General features: G+C 67.2%; 18 protein-coding genes and 4 pseudogenes. 9 read left to right on the top strand and 13 right to left on the bottom strand.

Going from position 1 to position 16,356, the window contains the following annotated elements:
- Positions 1-283 (top strand): transposase (locus ACFYWI_RS36945; RefSeq protein ID WP_389240328.1); only part of this gene is annotated, 283 nt, incomplete at its 5' end.
- A 178-nt stretch (positions 284-461) separates the two neighbouring features.
- Here the strand turns inward: ACFYWI_RS36945 and ACFYWI_RS36950 are convergent.
- The 7 genes and pseudogenes from ACFYWI_RS36950 to ACFYWI_RS36980 form a co-directional block, all read right to left on the bottom strand.
- A complete protein-coding gene (locus tag ACFYWI_RS36950; protein WP_389240330.1) occupies positions 462-869 on the bottom strand; it encodes a DUF6896 domain-containing protein in 408 nt (135 codons plus the stop codon).
- Positions 870-984: 115 nt separating this feature from the next.
- Complete coding sequence (locus ACFYWI_RS36955; protein ID WP_389240332.1) at positions 985-1,290, bottom strand: DUF6087 family protein; 306 nt, start codon at positions 1,288-1,290, stop codon at positions 985-987.
- 81 nt (positions 1,291-1,371) lie between these two features.
- Positions 1,372-2,269: pseudogene (locus tag ACFYWI_RS36960) on the bottom strand (methyltransferase); the annotation flags it as partial.
- Positions 2,260-3,009: a hypothetical protein gene (locus tag ACFYWI_RS36965; protein WP_389240334.1), complete on the bottom strand. Its 750-nt coding sequence runs from the start codon at positions 3,007-3,009 to the stop codon at positions 2,260-2,262. The gene ACFYWI_RS36965 and the pseudogene ACFYWI_RS36960, both read right to left, overlap by 10 nt.
- A 118-nt stretch (positions 3,010-3,127) precedes the next feature.
- Complete coding sequence (locus tag ACFYWI_RS36970) at positions 3,128-4,852, bottom strand: hypothetical protein (protein WP_389240336.1); 1,725 nt, start codon at positions 4,850-4,852, stop codon at positions 3,128-3,130.
- Positions 4,849-5,790 (bottom strand): hypothetical protein, encoded by a 942-nt coding sequence (locus ACFYWI_RS36975; protein ID WP_389240338.1) that lies wholly within the window; start codon positions 5,788-5,790, stop codon positions 4,849-4,851. Before ACFYWI_RS36975 ends, ACFYWI_RS36970 begins: the two co-directional genes overlap by 4 nt.
- Before the next feature lie 105 nt (positions 5,791-5,895).
- Positions 5,896-6,252 carry a hypothetical protein gene (locus ACFYWI_RS36980; RefSeq protein WP_389240340.1) on the bottom strand — a complete coding sequence of 119 codons (357 nt, stop codon included), beginning with the start codon at positions 6,250-6,252 and terminating at the stop codon, positions 5,896-5,898.
- Positions 6,253-6,529: 277 nt separating this feature from the next.
- Here ACFYWI_RS36980 and ACFYWI_RS36985 point away from each other — a divergent pair, with 277 nt between their 5' ends.
- Positions 6,530-7,024 carry a GNAT family N-acetyltransferase gene (locus ACFYWI_RS36985; RefSeq protein WP_389240343.1) on the top strand — a complete coding sequence of 165 codons (495 nt, stop codon included), beginning with the start codon at positions 6,530-6,532 and terminating at the stop codon, positions 7,022-7,024.
- Positions 7,025-7,071: 47 nt separating this feature from the next.
- Here the strand turns inward: ACFYWI_RS36985 and ACFYWI_RS36990 are convergent, their stop codons facing one another.
- Positions 7,072-7,455, bottom strand: a complete 384-nt coding sequence (locus tag ACFYWI_RS36990; RefSeq protein WP_389240345.1) for a GNAT family N-acetyltransferase — start codon at positions 7,453-7,455, stop codon at positions 7,072-7,074.
- A gap of 762 nt (positions 7,456-8,217) precedes the next feature.
- Here ACFYWI_RS36990 and ACFYWI_RS36995 point away from each other — a divergent pair.
- The gene (locus ACFYWI_RS36995; protein ID WP_389240347.1) at positions 8,218-9,069 is read left to right on the top strand and encodes a DUF6192 family protein; all 852 of its coding nucleotides are present in this window, start codon (positions 8,218-8,220) and stop codon (positions 9,067-9,069) included.
- Positions 9,070-9,091: 22 nt separating this feature from the next.
- Here ACFYWI_RS36995 and ACFYWI_RS37000 read toward each other — a convergent pair whose 3' ends face one another.
- Complete coding sequence (locus ACFYWI_RS37000) at positions 9,092-9,628, bottom strand: GNAT family N-acetyltransferase (RefSeq protein WP_389240350.1); 537 nt, start codon at positions 9,626-9,628, stop codon at positions 9,092-9,094.
- Between the two features lie 146 nt (positions 9,629-9,774).
- Between ACFYWI_RS37000 and ACFYWI_RS37005 the strand changes: the two are divergent.
- Positions 9,775-10,483 (top strand): annotated as a pseudogene (locus ACFYWI_RS37005) (transposase).
- Positions 10,480-10,878, top strand: coding sequence for a hypothetical protein (locus ACFYWI_RS37010; protein ID WP_389240352.1), 399 nt, complete (start codon positions 10,480-10,482; stop codon positions 10,876-10,878). The pseudogene ACFYWI_RS37005 and the gene ACFYWI_RS37010 overlap by 4 nt, the downstream one beginning before the upstream one ends.
- Here ACFYWI_RS37010 and ACFYWI_RS37015 read toward each other — a convergent pair.
- Positions 10,875-11,459: a GNAT family N-acetyltransferase gene (locus tag ACFYWI_RS37015; protein ID WP_389240354.1), complete on the bottom strand. Its 585-nt coding sequence runs from the start codon at positions 11,457-11,459 to the stop codon at positions 10,875-10,877. The genes ACFYWI_RS37010 and ACFYWI_RS37015 overlap by 4 nt on opposite strands.
- 300 nt (positions 11,460-11,759) lie before the next feature.
- On the opposite strand from ACFYWI_RS37015, the pseudogene ACFYWI_RS37020 reads away from it, so the two are divergent.
- A pseudogene (locus ACFYWI_RS37020) lies at positions 11,760-11,987 on the top strand (transposase); the annotation flags it as partial.
- A 75-nt stretch (positions 11,988-12,062) separates the two neighbouring features.
- Here ACFYWI_RS37020 and ACFYWI_RS37025 read toward each other — a convergent pair.
- The gene (locus ACFYWI_RS37025) at positions 12,063-12,497 is read right to left on the bottom strand and encodes a VOC family protein (RefSeq protein ID WP_389240356.1); all 435 of its coding nucleotides are present in this window, start codon (positions 12,495-12,497) and stop codon (positions 12,063-12,065) included.
- Between the two features lie 1,220 nt (positions 12,498-13,717).
- On the opposite strand from ACFYWI_RS37025, the gene ACFYWI_RS37030 reads away from it, so the two are divergent.
- The 3 genes from ACFYWI_RS37030 (at position 13,718) to ACFYWI_RS37040 (ending at position 14,993) form a co-directional block, all read left to right on the top strand.
- Complete coding sequence (locus ACFYWI_RS37030; protein ID WP_389240358.1) at positions 13,718-13,954, top strand: hypothetical protein; 237 nt, start codon at positions 13,718-13,720, stop codon at positions 13,952-13,954.
- Positions 13,955-14,049: 95 nt separating this feature from the next.
- A complete protein-coding gene (locus tag ACFYWI_RS37035; RefSeq protein WP_389240361.1) occupies positions 14,050-14,532 on the top strand; it encodes an RNA polymerase sigma factor in 483 nt (160 codons plus the stop codon).
- Positions 14,533-14,786: 254 nt separating this feature from the next.
- Positions 14,787-14,993 (top strand): helix-turn-helix transcriptional regulator, encoded by a 207-nt coding sequence (locus ACFYWI_RS37040; RefSeq protein ID WP_389240388.1) that lies wholly within the window; start codon positions 14,787-14,789, stop codon positions 14,991-14,993.
- A gap of 50 nt (positions 14,994-15,043) precedes the next feature.
- Here ACFYWI_RS37040 and ACFYWI_RS37045 read toward each other — a convergent pair.
- Both ACFYWI_RS37045 and ACFYWI_RS37050 read right to left on the bottom strand, forming a co-directional pair.
- Positions 15,044-15,247: pseudogene (locus tag ACFYWI_RS37045) on the bottom strand (hemolysin III family protein); the annotation flags it as partial.
- A gap of 154 nt (positions 15,248-15,401) precedes the next feature.
- Entirely contained in the window at positions 15,402-16,235 is an 834-nt protein-coding gene (locus ACFYWI_RS37050) for a helix-turn-helix transcriptional regulator (protein WP_389240363.1), read from the bottom strand.
- Positions 16,236-16,356: the final 121 nt, after the last annotated feature.

A 16,356-nucleotide genomic window follows, 5' to 3' on the forward strand; every position in this document is an offset into this window, starting at 1 on the left:
CATCTGGGACAACCTGAACGTTCACAAGGCCGCCGGTCTCAGGGAGTTCGCCGCATCCCGGGACTGGCTGACCATCTACTACCTGCCGCCCTACGCACCCGACCTCAACCCCGTCGAGGGCGTCTGGTCTCTACTACGGCGCGGCTGGCTGTCAAACGTCGCGCTCACCACCCCTGAGCACCTCATCCAGCGCATCCGACGCGGCTTACGGCACATCCAGTACCGCAGCGAGCTCATAGACGGCTGCCTCGCCGAGACCGGCCTGACCATCAGGCCCACCTGAGCAACCCACCGACATCACGAGTTCAACCTCAGTAGGTGGTGCGTTGGTGGCGAGACGGGGAGGAGCTGGCGGCGAGGCATGTCACTTCACCTGGCTCGCGAGCCAGATTCCGGCGGCTCCGTCGATCCTCACGGACGCTGCCTGCCGAGGTCGCCGACTACCACCCGACACGCCGGTCTCATGTTGAAGCGTTAGCGTTGGGCATGGTGAACCAACCTGGTCGCACCTCGACCAGCGGCGGCTTCAGCGACTCTACGGCGGACCGCAAGTCCTCCACTGTGGGGTCATGAGGCTCAGGCAGGCTCTGTGCATAGCAGCGCAGCCGCCAGAAGTCGAAGATCTCCGCCCCCTCGGCTGTGAAGTCCACATCGATGACAGTGCAGTCCTGACTTGTGAGCCGACAGCCTGCCCCGTGGACCTTATAGCTATAGCCGCCGGCTTCACCGCTACGGCTGATCTGGTGTGAACGGGTCAGATGGAGCATGTCCGCCAGTTGCTCAAGCGGGGAGATCGCCGCTCGCATGGCCCCAACAGCCGCGTGGAGAGCATTGACGTAACCGATCACCAGGTCGCGTGCTGTCGTCACGTGCGCCCTCCCGCAGCCAAAGTCCCACATTGCGTCATCCTCGGCGTCCACACCCGGGGCGATTGTTCCACGAGAGCCTCCGTCGTCCCGTCGGACGGCATTCTGAAACGGTCAGTTATCGCGGGGCCGGTGGTTTGCGGTGCTTACCGGTCCCGCGTCCGAGAGGCTTGGGGACCGGACCCCTGGGTGCCGCCCGGTCTTCGGCAGCCTCTGGGTACAGGATGCGCTTCGCCTCGGCGAAGTTCGGCGCGAATCCGTGGGGTTCCCAGGCGTGCCCGTTCCATCGTTCGATGGCGCGCGGTGCGTCCGGATTCACGTGCGAGCCCTTGGGGCCATCTCCCGAGACGATGGGCACGGCGCGAAGTCGGCCGATCTTCGCGTCACGGCGCTCCGCCCAGTCCGACAGCGGTTCGTCGTTCATCCTGCCGTTCCTTACGTCGGTGGTGACTGTCTCAGGAGAGTAGCGGCCACCGACCATCCCCCCTGCGTCTGCACAAGCACGTCAGGCGAGGCGGTGTTGCCAACGCAGTACCGGGTTGTCGCCGATCCAGTACGTGTGGGACCTGGCGGTGATCTGGAGCCGTACGGCGGTGATATCGGGGCTTCCCGCGTCCTGCCATGCGGTGAGGGCCTGCTCGATGTCGTCCCACAGGGCCATGGGGCCGCCCTGGCGGACGGTCCAGTCGTCGCCGTCAGCTTCGGCGAAGGACTCGCGCTCCGGGTCGAAGACGTACAGGAGCTGGGCGCCGTCGCTCGTGGCGGCGCGGACGAACTGCGCACCGGGCGCGGCGAGCTGGGCGAGGAAGGCGGGCATCCACTCTTCCAGCCTGACGGGCGACACCATCGCTTCCCGCTCACTGTCGGCGTAGGCGGTTCGGGCGGACAGGTCACCCGACACCGGCACCGCGGCCTGGGATCGTGCCTGCATGAATGAGCAGCGGCCGATGATCCGGCCCCCCTCGGCAGTGCCGTCCTCGCCCAGGGTGACCTTCGCGAGGCCGGTGCCGTAGGCCATGCCCCGGCGACGGCGGTCAGGACGGTTCCGCCTGGCTTGGTCTGCCTGATCCAGGTGTAGGGGATACGGCGGACGGCGCAGGTGGCGATCACTCGGTCAAACGGAGCGCGGTGCGGGTGTCCGAGCAGCCCGTCCCCGGTCATGGTCCATGTCGAGAACCCGGCTGTTTCCAGCGCGGCATCCGCACGGGCTGCCACCTGTGGGTCCACCTCGACCGTTGTGACTCTGTCTTCGCCGAGGCGGTGGCACATCAGCGCCGAGGAGTAGCCGGTACCCGTGCCGATTCCAGCACGTGGTGCCCGTCTTCCACGTCCAGGTGCTCGATCATGTCGACGACGGTGACCGGAGTGGTGAAGGAGGAGGTGGGCGCGCCCGTCACGAGATCAGGCGGACCCGTCGTTCGATGATTTCGGCCATGGGTTCCCCGCTGGAACGATGCTCTTCCAGGGCCTGGGCGATGTCGGCTGCCGTGGGGCTCGGTCCGTGGACGCGCTCGGTCCGGAACGGCCGTTCTTCGACCTGCCGGAGGAGAGCGATCAGATGGGGTCCGAGGGTGTCCACGATGTAGAGGCAGGCGGCAAGCATCGGCTGCAGGACGTGATCGGGGATGGGCTGGGTCTTGTTCTCCGCCCGCTTCGGGATGCCGGCGACCACGGCTGGCGAGGTGAAGTTCCAGGGGCGGAAGTCCTGGTGATAGCGGTCACTGGTGAACAGGTCGCCGTAGAACGCGAGATCCATGACGGCCGTGACGACCGCCCGTTTCTGGGACGGGCTGGCCGCTCGGAGAGCGTGCCCGTGCTTGTCGCGGATCGTGCTGCGGACAGCGAGGTAGCGCTGGCAGTGCTCCTGCGTGACTTCGTGGAGGCTGGTGATCCCCTGGCTGGTCAGCCAGTTCAGCCAGGGAAGGAGCAGGTCCCGGACGCGGAAGGTGGTCGCCAGCGCCCGAGGCGTGCGGTAGGCGCGTGGCAGCTGGGCAACGGCCGGGTGGGTCGGCGCGCAATAGGCGATCACCAGTTCCTTGACCACCAGCCGCCATCGCGGGTTGTTGATCTTTGTGAAGTCCCAGATCAGCTGGCCCTCCGAGAGCTGCTTGGGGCGGCCTCGGATGCCACGGAGGTCCCACACGTCCTGGTCGAACCGCGGCCGCGGGAAGCCTTCGATGAGGGTCCATCCGGCCAGCTCGAAGACATCGGCGCCGGCGAACGGAGAAGCAGGTGCCGGCTGCGGACGGTGAAGGCTTCGGTCATGCGGTTCGCTCCTCGGGCCGCAGCGGAAGTTCCTCGTCGGTGTCAGCGACCTGCGGGGCGGCGCCAGCCAGTACCTCGGGGTGGAAGCAGTCCAGGACCTGGGTGACGCGCTGGGCGTAGGGACCGAAGACGGCCATGAAGTGATCGGAAGGCATCTGCCGCCACTGACGGGCGAAGAACGCCTTCAACCGCAGCAGATTGGCCGCGTGCCGGGGTGCGAAGACCGCCAGCGGGCAGAGCAAGCAGACCCAAGGCCGAGCTGGACACGGCTTGCCCTCCGGGCCGTGGAGCCCGGCCAGCTGGTCCGCGCAGGACGCGACGAACACGTCGCGTTCCCCGCCCACGAATTCGTTGATCGCCGTGTCGTCGAGCCGCAGCCGGTCGATGACCTGCGGGTAGTCCCGCGCGAGGGTGACAGCGGCTTCCTCGGACAAGACGGTGGGAGCCTGAGCACGCTGGAGGAGATCGCCCTGGGCGTCCTCGACCAGGGCGTGGAAGGCCCGCTGCTGGGCCGGTGTCACGGCGGTCAGGTAGTGGTCGCCCTCGATCGCCGGGGTGTGGTTGGGGTCGATCGTCGCCCGCGGGCTGCCGGCCCAGGTGCGACGGTCGCGGTGGCTGTGGAACGTGGTCCTGATCCGCTGCCGGTGAACCGGGAAAGGGGCGCCGGTGTCGTCCAGCAGGCCGTGCCGGCGTACCCACTTGCGCACCGAGATGTCGGTCATCCGCGTCGTCTCGACGATGTCGGCATGGTTGTGGCGATCACGGATCCACAACACCCCGCGGTCAGCCTCCGGCGCGAAGGAGCGAAGCAGGGCCGAGTGCTCCAGCCAGCGTTCCAGCAGCCGGACAGCCTTGCGGGGAAGGTTCAAACTCTCGCGGGATGTACGGCCCTTGACGTAGTTCAGCAGCATCTCGGAGTTGCCAGTCCACTCGATGTCCTTCAGCCCGAGCCCGTCGATGCCGTCGGGAACGATCCCGCTGTAGGCGCCGAACAGCAGCTGGTAGGAGATCACTATGTCCGGCTGGGGAAACAGGGCCTTCCGGGCCTCCGCCAGCGGGCGCCGGACAGCTAGGGCCGCCTTCTGCGGGACGCCGAGCGAGTCCCGCAATGAGTGGAAGGTGACCGGACCGTGGTGGACATGGAGCCAGCACAGGTTGTCGGTGGACCAGCCACCTCGTTCCAGGGGATCGCGACCCCGGCGGGCGGCGGTGAGGGCCTCGGCGTGCGCGGTGAAGGCTTCACGTACGTTTCTGCGGCAGAGGTCGAGCAGCCGGGACCACTCGGTCTCGCTGTAGGGGGCGAAAGCCCCCTGCGGATCGGGCTGGTTGAACGTGCGGCCCTCAGCCATCAGGCGCACCGGTCGCGGCAGACCGCCGGTTTCGTCGTCCCAGGCCCGCAACAGGACGCGGGTGTTGCGCTCGTCGGCATACCGGGCGGACATCCAGAACTCGATCAGATCCGTCCGCGACAAGTCCCCGGCGCCGCCGGTGAACCCACGGGCATCCAGGAACAGCACCAGGCGACTGGCCGAGATCAGGTGTTTGTCGACGGTGGACCGCGTGGCCAGCCGCCCGTGCGGGTGGATCAGGCATGCCAGCGCTGTCATCAAGTCCCGGGACAGCTGCGGGCAGCGGCTGCCAGGCATCAGCCGCTGCCGGTCTACTCCGTCGGCGCTGGTGTAGGCGATGCCGACCGGGTCGTGCAGAACAGTGGCGGTCACCAGTCGTCCTTGTCCTCATCGAATTCACCGTCCGCCTCCGTCGCGGCTTCGGCGTCGCTGATCAGCCCGTAGTCCCGCCCGGCCTGTTCGTAGGCGTCCTGAAAGATGCGGGTCATGTCCAGCCGACGGAGATACTTTTCCGTGGTCAGGACGCTGGAGTGCCCCAACAGGTCCCGCAGCACCATCAGCGGGTCAGCCTTGGCCAGGTAGAGAGACAGGCCGGCTTCCGCATCGGTGTCCTTCACCAGCTGTGCTGCCTGCCGGTAGTAGCCGCTGACCAGCCGGGCCAGGGTTTGCATCGCGAACGTGTGCCGGCTTCGGTGCGGAAAAACGTGCGGGAACCGGGGCTCGAACCGCTCCCGGATGCGGTCCGCCGTCCGGGAGAAGACCGTGGGCCACGCGGTGAACGGGCCGCCGTCCGACCTCACCGCCAGCAGCATCGATCCACCGTCAGGGGCCGCCAGGCGCCGACGCTCTGACGGCCGAAGCTCCTGCCAGGACAGCCGGCGGCCGTTGATCCGTCCACCCCACTGATCGGCCTCGGTCACCACCAACGGCGGCCCCCATCGCTCCGGCGGCCTCCAACTGGAGCCATCCGCTGCCAGGGCCCGGTCCAGATCCCGGTATCGGTGCAGCTCAGCCAGCGTGTCATAGGGCACCCACGTGGTGCGGAACTTGCGGCCCTTCGTGATGCCGGACGGCACTGGCAGCGGGATCGGCAGAGTGGTCGGGGCCGGTGGAAGCGGCGGCAGCTCGACCGCGAGGTAGTAGGTGAACTCCTGCAACCGCAGTCCCGTGCCCAGGGCGAACCTGCCCACGGCGCCGTTGCGGGCCAACTCCCGGCCCCGGAACCGCTCGTCCTCCCCGTCCGGCCCCAGACCCCGCAGACCGCGGACGAACAACTCCGCGAAGTCGTCCTCCAGGTACTTGATCGTCACGTGCGGCTTCGGCACCCGCCGGACGGCCTGGTTCACCGGCCGCCGGGCGACCTGGTCGGCGAAGAAGACCGTGGCCTGCCGGTAGGTGAACGGCTCCGCGTTCGCCTACCCCTCCGCAACCGCCCACTGGTAGAAGATCGACAGGATGCTCACGTGCTGGTTCCACGTAGTCGCCGTCAGCCGTGTGTCCAGCGGACCACACGCCCGGTGCACCGCGTACGATCTAAGCCCGGCCTTCAACCGGACCCGCTGATCAAACAGCCCGATCCCATGACCGCCGAGGAAGACCGCCCAGTCCCGTACCACGCGAGCGTAGACACCCCACGAACCCGGCTCCGGACACCCGTTCACCGGCAGCTCCCGCAGCCACCGGTTCACCGCCGCCAACGGCCGGGGCGACGCGGGACCGTCCTCGAAACACAAGTCGCTGTCGATCAGGATCGGCATCTGCTCGGGGATCACCGGCTCGTGTTCGAGCCCCCAACGCCTTCGAGCCCTCCGGCTTGAAGAAGATCAGCTCCACGGGCCCAGAGCGTAAGGAGCACACCCGAGCGGATCGAGGCATACCGATCCACTTCACCCGAACGAGACATGGCCTCGCACTGCCAAAACCAGGCGATCGTGCCTGCTATGCTCCGCGGCATCAGTTGAGCCTTTCCGGCCGGATAAACCTCCGCCGGAAAGGCTCTTTTTTGTGCTCAGATCCGGACTGTCCGGGCTGCTCAATGAGTGGAGTCCCATGCCAGAGATATCCGTGTGCTTGGCAGATGCCGCCGACCGTCTCGTGGTGGAGCGGCTATGGCTGATGTTCCGCCACGACTTGTCGGAATTCGATGAAGTCCTTCCCGATGCCGACGGGACCTTCTATGCGGATCGGCTCAATGTGGTTCTCACTGACACCGATTGGGCGGCCTACCTCGTGACGATTGACACACGCCCAACTGGTCTTGCCTTCGTTCGGGGTCTGACCGGTCCGAAGCGCGTGCTGAACAGCTTCTTCGTCGTTCGTGGAGCTCGCAGGGCAGGGATCGGCCTGAACGCTGTTCAGCAGGTTATAGCCAGGCACCAGGGTCCCTGGGAGATCGCCTTTCAAGACGCCAACGTGGGAGCAGTCCAGTTCTGGCGACGCGTTGCCAGGGAGATCGCCGGTGACGCATGGACTGAGGAGCGTAGGCCAGTGAGCCATCGGCCAGACCTGCCGCCCGACGTCTGGATCTCGTTCGACCCAAGTTAGAAGGAGTATGGCCTTGAGAGCCAGCGCGGCGCGCACGCCTGCCGACGTCATCCGCCCATCGCCTTCAAAGGCGAACATCGCCCCAAGACGTTCACAGCCCAAACCCGAGACAAGCCAGTGCTCTCCTTGTCAAGGCTCGACGGTGAGCGCGAGACATCAAGGACGGCGGACACGGCTTTCGCCGCGTTAACCCAGTGGTCGCGGGCGTGGGTGGCCAGGCCCGCTGCGACGGCGGCGGCAAGACCCTGGCGGCGAGCGGTGGGCAGAGTGCCGACGCTGCCGATCTCGGTCGTGCCGTTCGCCGGGAGGTAGCGGCCGGCGGCGAGCGGGGTGCCGTCCGGGGCGAGAGCAGCGATGAGTGTCTTGTGCCCGTCGCGGATGGCGGGGCGGATCGTTGCGACCGTGCCGTCCGCGGCCAGTTCCTCGGCCACCGCCCACAGTTCCGCGCGGCCCGCGGTGCCCGCCTCGGCGAAAGCCAGGCGGGAAGGGCGAGGGCTGCGGGCAGGGCTGGGTCGTCGGCCGTCAGCGCGGGGATCGTGACGCCGTCCGGCAGGGCTGCGGAAGCATCGCGTGGCGCAGGTCGAGGGCACGGTCTCGATCGAGCGGGCCCTGGCCCACCAGCGTGCCGCATCCGAAAATTGCCGTCCGGAACCGACACAACCTCCCCAGCGCGTCCGCACCGAGACACGGCAGCCGTGCCAGAGAAAACCGCTGCCGGGTGCGGGCCTGTCGTCAGCGGCGGGCGTCGCGGAACGGCGTTACGGAAACGCCGTAGCCGAACGCCTCGCGAGCATCTTGAACACCCCTTGTTTTGCAGGGAACCCGGGGCCGGCGCCCCTTTGACCGGTCACGTTGTGGTGGCCGGGCCGGGCCCGGGCGAGGGCGGTGGTCATCATGACCGACGTGACCGACCGGATCGGGAACGTCACCCGGCAGCGTTACGAACAGCTCGTCACCCAGGCGAAGGAGCTGATTGCGCAGGTTGCCCGCGCGCAGTTCGCCCTGGGGGACATGGCGCTGGAGATCGAGCCGATGAGGTCGGTGGGCGGGTCGATGCCGAACGGCACGGATGACCTGTTCACGGTGACGGAGTCATTGCAGATGTTCGCGGACGATATCGGCGTCGAGCGCCGGACGGTGGAGGACTGGCGTACACCGCCAACCGGTGGCCGAAGGAGCGGCGCAAGGAGGGTGTGTCGTTCACCGTTCACCGCATCCTGGCCTCGGTCGTGGTCGATGACGAGCGGTGGGCGGCGATCGAGGACGCGCCGTTCAACCCGCGCACCGGAGCGAGGCAGTGGACGCCGGACGGCGCGAAGCGGGTCGTCGGCCAGCGGGTCGACCGGCCGGTCACGGTGGACGAGAAGGTCCAGGCCGTGGCCGACCTGACCCGGGACGACGAGGTCGCCGCGCAGGTCGCCACCGACCTGCTGAAGCGGCCGGCGGTCACCGAGCACGTCACCCCGGCCGAAAGGGTCCGGGTCGTCACGGAGCTGACCAGGGACGACACCGTCGCCCAGCAGGTGACCACGGACCTGCTGCGCCGCCCGGCCGTCGCCCGGACGGCCATGCGGGACGACACCACCCGGATGCTCGTCAACCGCGCCCAGTTCGACAACTCCCACGAGACGCGGGACCGGATCCGGGAACGCACGCCGGCCATCCGCGCGATCGAGCACACCATCGAGTACCTCGGCCTGGTCGGCTCCTGGTCACCCAGCCGCAGATCACCCAGATCTGGGCCGACCGCGGCTACGCCGGCGAACTCGTGGACTGGGCCCCGCGAACGCCTCTGGCTCACCCTGCGCATCGTCTCCCGGCCCAAAGGCACCAAAGGCTTCGTCGTCCTCCCCCGCCGCTGGAAAGTGGAACGCACGATCGGCTGGTACATGAACGCACGCCGCAACGCACGCGACTGCGAACGCCTGCCCCAGCACTCCGAAGCACACCTGAACTGGGCACTCATCACCACGATGACCCGATGCCTCACCCGCAAGAGCCCCCGCACCGACAACTGGACCAAGAAGCGCGGCTCCACTTCGTGAACCGACCGTCTCTACGTCGGCATCACTCCGAGTCTTCAGCACGCCATTCCTCTTCGAGAATGCTGAACGTCAGGGAGTCCCGCCAGCCGTCCCGTATCCATGCCGTGTGTCGAAGGCGCCCCTCGTACGTCATACCGAGCTTGGCCAGCACTCGGGCGGAGCCGAGATTCCGCGGGTCACAGGTGGCGAAGATTCGATGAAGCCCCAACTGAACGAAGCCGCGTGAGAGAAGCTGGCGCCCGATTCCTGTGCCAATGCCTTGCCTCCATACCCGAGGATGCACAATGTAGGAGATCTCGCCCTGGCGCTGCGTGTGACTGCGGACATGCAGCTCGCCCACACCGACAACGTCGTCCCCGAAGCGCGCTACATGGGCGAACCTCTGCTGGGGTGTGCTCGACCAAGCCTCGACTGCGGCCTTCACGAAATCGCGTGTCTGGTCCTCAGTGTTTGGTCCCCAAGGCTGGAAACGACAAGCCTCTGGGAGACAGGCCCACGAGTGAATGGCCTGCCAGTCATCAAACGCGATCTTGTCCAAGGACACCGAGTGCTGACTCATGGGTTGATCTTGTCAACGGGAGTCAGACAGGGCTACGGGTTTAAGAGGACGTTAAGTCCGATCTTTCTTAGTTCGTGATCACTCGTTCGTGGCACTGGTTGCCGTCCAGGCTCGCCGGTGGGCATGTTCATGCTGAGGTTCGTTGCATGGAGCGAGAGTCGTATCCGAGCGACTTGGCGGATGAGCAATGGGCGTTGATCGAGCCGGTGATCACGGCGTGGAAGCGGGACACGCTGTGGCGCGAGGACGGGCTCGACCAGCAGATCCAGGAACTGCTGCGCTGCCAGGTGCGGGAGAAGGCCCGCCGATTAGAGGACCCGTCCCTCGTGGTCATCGACACGCAGTCCGTGCGCGCGGCCGCGGGGGTCCCGAAGGCCACGACGGGGCTGGACGCGAACAAGAGGACTCCGGGCCGCAAGCGGGGACTGGCCGTCGATGTCCTGGGGCTGATCATCGGCGTCGTCGTGCTGGCCGCCTCGGCCCATGACAACGCCGCCGGCACAGCCCTGCTCGACCAGGCCGCCGAGCGGTGCGGGAACCGCCTGGAGAAGGCCCTGGTGGACCAGGGGTTCAAGGGACGAGGTCGTCATCCACGGCGCGATGCTCGACATCACCGTCGACGTCGTCCGTCGCAACCCTGCCGACCAGGGCAAGGGCTTCGTTCCGCAACCGAAGAGATGGGTGGTGGAGCAGGTCAACGGCACGTTGATGTTGCACCGGCGTCTGGCCCGCGAGTACGACCACCGGCCCGACACCTCCACCTCACGCGTCTACTGGGCATCCACCGCGAACATGGCCCGCCGCCTCACCACGCCTGCACCAGCCTGGCGCGATGACTTCGTGGCGGCCGCGTGAACGTCATCGAACTCCTGGCAGATCTCCAGGCCCGGCAGGACGAGGCCGCCACCCGGGCCGGTGAACTGCGCGAGCAGATCGAGCACTTGAACGCTGCCCTGGCCGAGACCGAGGCGCGTCCGGCGGAACTCATCACGACCCGGAAGGTCATTGCGGAACTCGCCCCGACCGGGACCGCATCCGAACCGCCCGAGTTGACCACCGCCTACCAGGTCATCGTGAAAGCCTTCAACACCCACTCCGATCAGGCGTTCCGGGTCCGTGACCTACACGAACTCCTCGGCATGCCCACCGACGACCCAGCCATGAACGTCACCCGCAGCCGCCTTGGACGCCTCACCCGTCAAGGCTTCCTCACTCAACCCGGACGCGGTCTCTACCAGAAACGGACTTAACGCCGCTCTTCGCGGGCTGGAACCGGCACAGCCGCCGGCTGCCACTCTCGCCTGATCAACCCGAACACCCACGAGTCGGATACCTCGCCGTTCACGACGCAGTCTTCCCGCAACGTCCCTTCACGCATGAATCCGATCTTCTCCAGGACCCGGGCAGATGCCACGTTGCGCGTATCGGTCTCGGCCTGAACTCGATTCAGGTCCAGTGTGTCGAATGCCCACTGCAGCAAGGCGTGTGCGGCCTCCGTCGCATAGCCGTGGCCCCACATCGCTTCGTCGAGGACATAGCCCAACGACGCGCTGCGGTAGTCCGGGTTCCATCCGGTCAGACCGCACCAGCCGACGAAGGCCCCGTCAGAAGCACGGTCGATGGCCACCCGCGCCCCGGTGCCTTCGTCCGCCATCTTCCGGCACATGTTGATGAAGCGTTCGGCGCGGGCCTGTTCGTTCCACGGCGGGGAGTCCCAGTAGCGCATCACGTAGGTGCTGCTGTGCAGGGCGAAGAGCAGGTCCGCGTCGGCGTCGGTGAAGGGGCGCAGTCGCAGGCGAGCGGTGTGCAGTATGGGGGTGGCCAAAGTCATGCGCACCATCTTGTGTCCTCATGGGGCGGGCAGAACACCGAATATCCGATCCCGGTCCGGCCCTCACGACCAAGGCACCGCCTGCCAGCCGATCGTGCATGCCTTCAACCAGCACCCCGACCAGGCATTCAGGGTCTGCGAACGGCACGACCACTCGGCCTGCCCGCCGACGGCCCAGACATGAACGGCCCCCGCAGCCGCCCCGGACGCCAAGGAATCCTCGCCCAACGACGCAAGGCCACTACTAGAAACGGACTTAACGACCTCTGAGCGGTGCGGATGGGTCTCGTAGTCTCGCGCGGCACCGGCCTGGTCATCCCGCACCGCCGCGAACGCGGTCAGACCGAACTGCCTGCTTGGAAGGAGGAGCACAACACCTCCCACCGCAAGGTCCGGGCCCGCGTCGAGCACGTCTTCGCGCGGATGAAGACCTGGAAGATCCTTCGCGACTGCCATCTGAAGGGCGAGGGCATTCACACCGCGATGCTCGGCATCGCCCGACTTCACAACCTCGCCCTCACGGGATGACTCCCGCCCCATACGGGACCACCTTTAAGAGAGGCCCAAGGGAGACGGCTCCCACCTCGCCGTCTTGGAGGATGCTCAGTCGAGACAGAACTCGTTGCCCTCGATGTCCTGCATCACGATGCACGACTCATTGTGGTCATCGGCAAGCAGCAGTCGCACGCGTGTCGCGCCGAGCGCGACCAGTCGTGCGCACTCGGCTTCGAGCGTGGCGAGGCGCTCTTCACCCACGAGCCCGGTGCCGACTCGCACGTCAAGATGCAGCCGATTCTTGACGACCTTGCCTTCGGGGACGCGCTGGAAGTACAGTCGCGGGCCTACGCCTGAGGGATCACTGCAGGCGAACGCTGAGCCCTGCCGCTCAGGCGGCAGCGAGCGATCGAAATCGTCCCACGTAGCAAACCCCTCCGGTGGCGGCGGTACGACGTAACCCAACACCTCGCACCAAAAGCGAGCGACGCGCTCAGGATCTGCGCAGTCGAAGGTGACTTGGAACTGCTTGATCGATGACATCGACGCACCATAACAGGTGGACTCTGTTGCTCATTTCCCGGTGTTGATCCACATGTTGTCGGGAGGACGGCCCCTGCTAGCCGCTGCTGTGTCGTGCGGTTGCAGGGGTGAACCGGGCGCCGTTCCGGACCAGACCGCGGCCACGGCTCTCTCCGCGTTTCTCGACAGCAGCCTGCCGATCCGGGAGCGCAGCTACAGAGAAGGCGCCTCCCGAGAGAGGACCGGAACCGCACCCCACCCCGACCTATGGCCGCCCTCAAGAACTGGGCCATCGGCCCCCGGCTCACCGGCCGCACAAGCATCGCCGATGGCCTCCGCCACCACGCCCGCAACCCCGCCAGGCCCTTGACCATCTTGGAGATAAGGTCATCACGGCCCCCAGCGTCCCGAGCTCCGCCCGGCCCGGGCGCGACGGCGGCCCAGCCTGACGCCCTCCGGTGACGGGACGCCCTCTGCGGGCGCCCCCTCTCTCCTCACCGCTCCCCGCCTTTATTGAGGGGCAAACCCGGGGTCTCGGCCCGACCAGCGCGTGCGCCTCCCAGCAGCAGCAACGCGATCACACCGTTGTTCAGTCTTGGACTGCATCGGCGGGCGACTCGCAGCTGTTCCGAGACTCTGGGCGGAAGGAGAGCTCGTGAGCCTCGTCGTACCGGGCCGCGCCAGGGCAGGCAGCGAGGGCTGCCGCTCCTACTGGGCTCGGCATCGATAGGCGCCGTCTGCGGGCCTGATATGACCGCTCCAGCCGCAGGTGGGCAAATCAATACCACCGGCAAAGTGCGTGTCTGCGCCGCCTCCGAAAGACAGGCAGGTGAGGTCATGCCCAAGCAGCCGAAGCCGTCCCGGCCCTCACCGGGCGAGGGGCCGAGTCGACACAAGGGCACTGAGCACGGGTGGTCGCCCGATGTGGATGAGACTCGTCAACAGGACAACCCGAGCGCCCGTCGCTCCTTCCACCCGGATGAACACGCTCCCGCGAAGGGCAGCGGCCGGAAGGTCTCCAAGGAGGAGTCCCAATCCGTCCCTGGTGACACCGTCGAGAGCACCAGCCGCCGCGGGGAACGACAGGGCACTCCGGACTACGCCTCTTTACTGCACAGCAAGGGCCCTCGCAAGGCCGTTTCGTGGGAAGTTGGCCCACGAGTTCACGATCATGGTTTGTTCAGGCTCTTACCTTGTGACGGGGCTCTCTGAGTCCGCGACCGCACGAGGAAGGGAAACTCATGGAGACGGCCACGACCGATATCGCCTTCGTCTCGATCATTGCCGTGAAGACCTGCGCCATGCTGGGACTTTGGTTGCGCCTGCGCTGGCACGCACGTCTCCAGTTGGCCCAGCGCCGGTACCTTGTCGGCGTCATCGAGGCGGTGACCCCCGGCGGCCAACTCGAGCTCGACGACCAGCACGGGAAGGGGCACCGCCTCCGGATGAAGATCACCCGGGAGGGCCAGGCAGCGTGAGCGACCACGACCCGTCTGACGGTGCAGACGGCTCAGCGGCCGGCCCCGCCGCGCGGAGCGGCCCGCTTGAGGAACGCGCCAGTGCACGCTTCCACGTGGACGAGGAGTTCTCAGCGTTCTACCGCAGCACCGTCCGCCCACTGGTGGGCTTCCTGATCCATCAGGGTGCCGCGCTGCCCGTCGCCGCAGACATCGCCCAGGACACGATGACCAAGGCCTACCAGCGCTGGACTGAACTTCACGACCCACGGGCCTGGGTGCACACCGTTGCCTCACGCGCGCTGGTCCGTACGATCGCCGCAGTCCGGGAGGACCTGGTTGAGCAGGTCCCTGAATCAACGTCACTACTGGCCCGCCCGGATGCCGTCGCGGAATGGGAGGGCCGGTACGACGTGCTGCCGGTGCTGCAGAGCCTCCCATCCCGGCAGCGCCAGGTCCTGGCCTGGACACTGGCTGGCTACACGCCGAGCGACATCGCCGACCAACTCGGTCTGTCGGCGGAGACGGTGCGCGGCAATCTGGCCAAGGCCCGCCGTGCCGCCGTCGCCTACCTCAAGAAGAGGGAGGAGAAGCAATGACCCGTCAGTCGGAGCCTCATCCCAGCGACGAGACAGTGGAGTGGTGGCTGGACCAGCGCCAGCGCGCCCTGGGCGACGGGCTCGACAGTGTCCTCGACGTCGAGGCCGGCCTGCGCGAGGTTTTGCTCCAGTCCTGCCACGATGCCGCCGTCGACGACCTCGGTGACATCCTGGATGTCGAGGCCGGACTTCGGGAGGCTCTTGGTGCCCAGCCCGAAAGGGGCACTGCTGTCTCTCGTCCAACTCCGCTTCCCGTGACCGAACCGCGGCTTTGGTCGTACAAAGAGATCGCGGCGCACATCGGTGTGCTGACCGAGACCGTGCGCTCCTACCGCAAACACGGCCTGCTTCCGCCCCCCGATCTGGTGGAGGCCGGCATGCCGTATTGGTCCGCGGATACGGTGCGAGCCTGGGCGGCTCGTCGCACCGGCAACCATCCCCGCCGCGACCCCAATGAATAGCCCGTGCCCTAAAGTCTCCATTCAGTACGGTTCCTCCGCAGCTTGCTGACTGGGCGACCCACGACAAGGACGACGCCTGTGCTGTAGAGGAGACCGCCGGTCACGACCAGTGTGAGTACGGCTGCTCCGCCGGTGTGCAGGAAGTCGGGCAGGTAGCGCACCGGTGCCCAGCCCAGAGCGAGGTAGCACGGGGTGTAGAGCCAGCGGGGAGCTCCGACCCACAGGACGCGGAAGACGATGCCGACCAGCGCGCCGCCGTTCATGAGGCCAGGTCCGGGTGGTTGACGAGATCCCGTCCGATCACGATCGGGCGGGATCTCGCACGTTTCCGGGTGCTGCTCAAGGTGGTGTACGAACGTGAACGCCGGCTGAGGCGATTGCTCGGCAGATCCAGGCCATCGCGTTCGCCTACATAGCGGCCCGGTTCGAGGTGGCGTGGATGGATCCGAGCAGGTTGAGGGCCTGGGCGCTGGGGCTGCCGGATTCGGCCTGGTAGATGACGAGTTGCTGGCCCGGAGCGTCGCGTACGTCGAAGGCCTGGTAGGTGAGGGTCAGGGGGCCGACGTCCGGGTGGAGGAAGTGCTTGGCGTCCTGGGTCTTGCCACGCACGGCGTGTGTCTTCCACAGGCGGGTGAAGTCCGCGCTGTGCTCGGTGAGGGCACGGACGAGTTCCCGCAACCGCGAGTTGTCCCGGGCGAGGCCGGCCGCCTGGCGCAGGTGGCCCACGGTGGCCTGCGCCGTGAAGTTCCACCGGGTGTAGAACTGTCGGCCTGCCGGGTCGAGGAAGGTCATGCGGGCCAGATTGTCCGTCTGCTCGAAGGGTGCGTGCAGGGCCTCGGCCAGGGCGTTGGTCGCCAGCACGTCCAAGGTCCGGTTGATGACGAACGCCGGCGCTCCCGGGTAGCCGTCCATCAGCTGGCGAAGGGCGGGACTGACCCGGTCCGTGGTGTGGGTGAACTGGTTACTCGGCGCTGTCCCGGCCAACTGGTGCAGGTGCGCGTGGGCGTCGAGGCTCAATCGCAGGGCGCGGCCGAGCGCGTCGAGTACCTGGGGCGAGGGGTGGCGTTCGCGCCCCTGTTCCAGACGGGTGTAGTAATCCGCGTTCACCCCGGCCAGCACGGCGACCTCCTCACGGCGCAATCCGGTGACTCTGCGCACGCCGTAGCTCGCCATGCCGACGTCCTGCGGCCGCAGGGCCGCCCTGCGTGCGCGTAGGAACTCTCCCAGGTGGTTGTCGGTCATGTCTTCAGGCTAGGCCGCGGGGGCGGTGTGTTGGCGGGGGGGCCCCCCCCCCCGCCCGCGCGGCCCCCTTCCGGGAGCGGTGTCGTCAGCTGACGCCCAGCAGCTGCTGCAGCGGGTCGAT

Source organism: Streptomyces sp. NPDC002889, from assembly GCF_042888425.1.
Classification (GTDB): Bacteria; Actinomycetota; Actinomycetes; order Streptomycetales; family Streptomycetaceae; genus Streptomyces.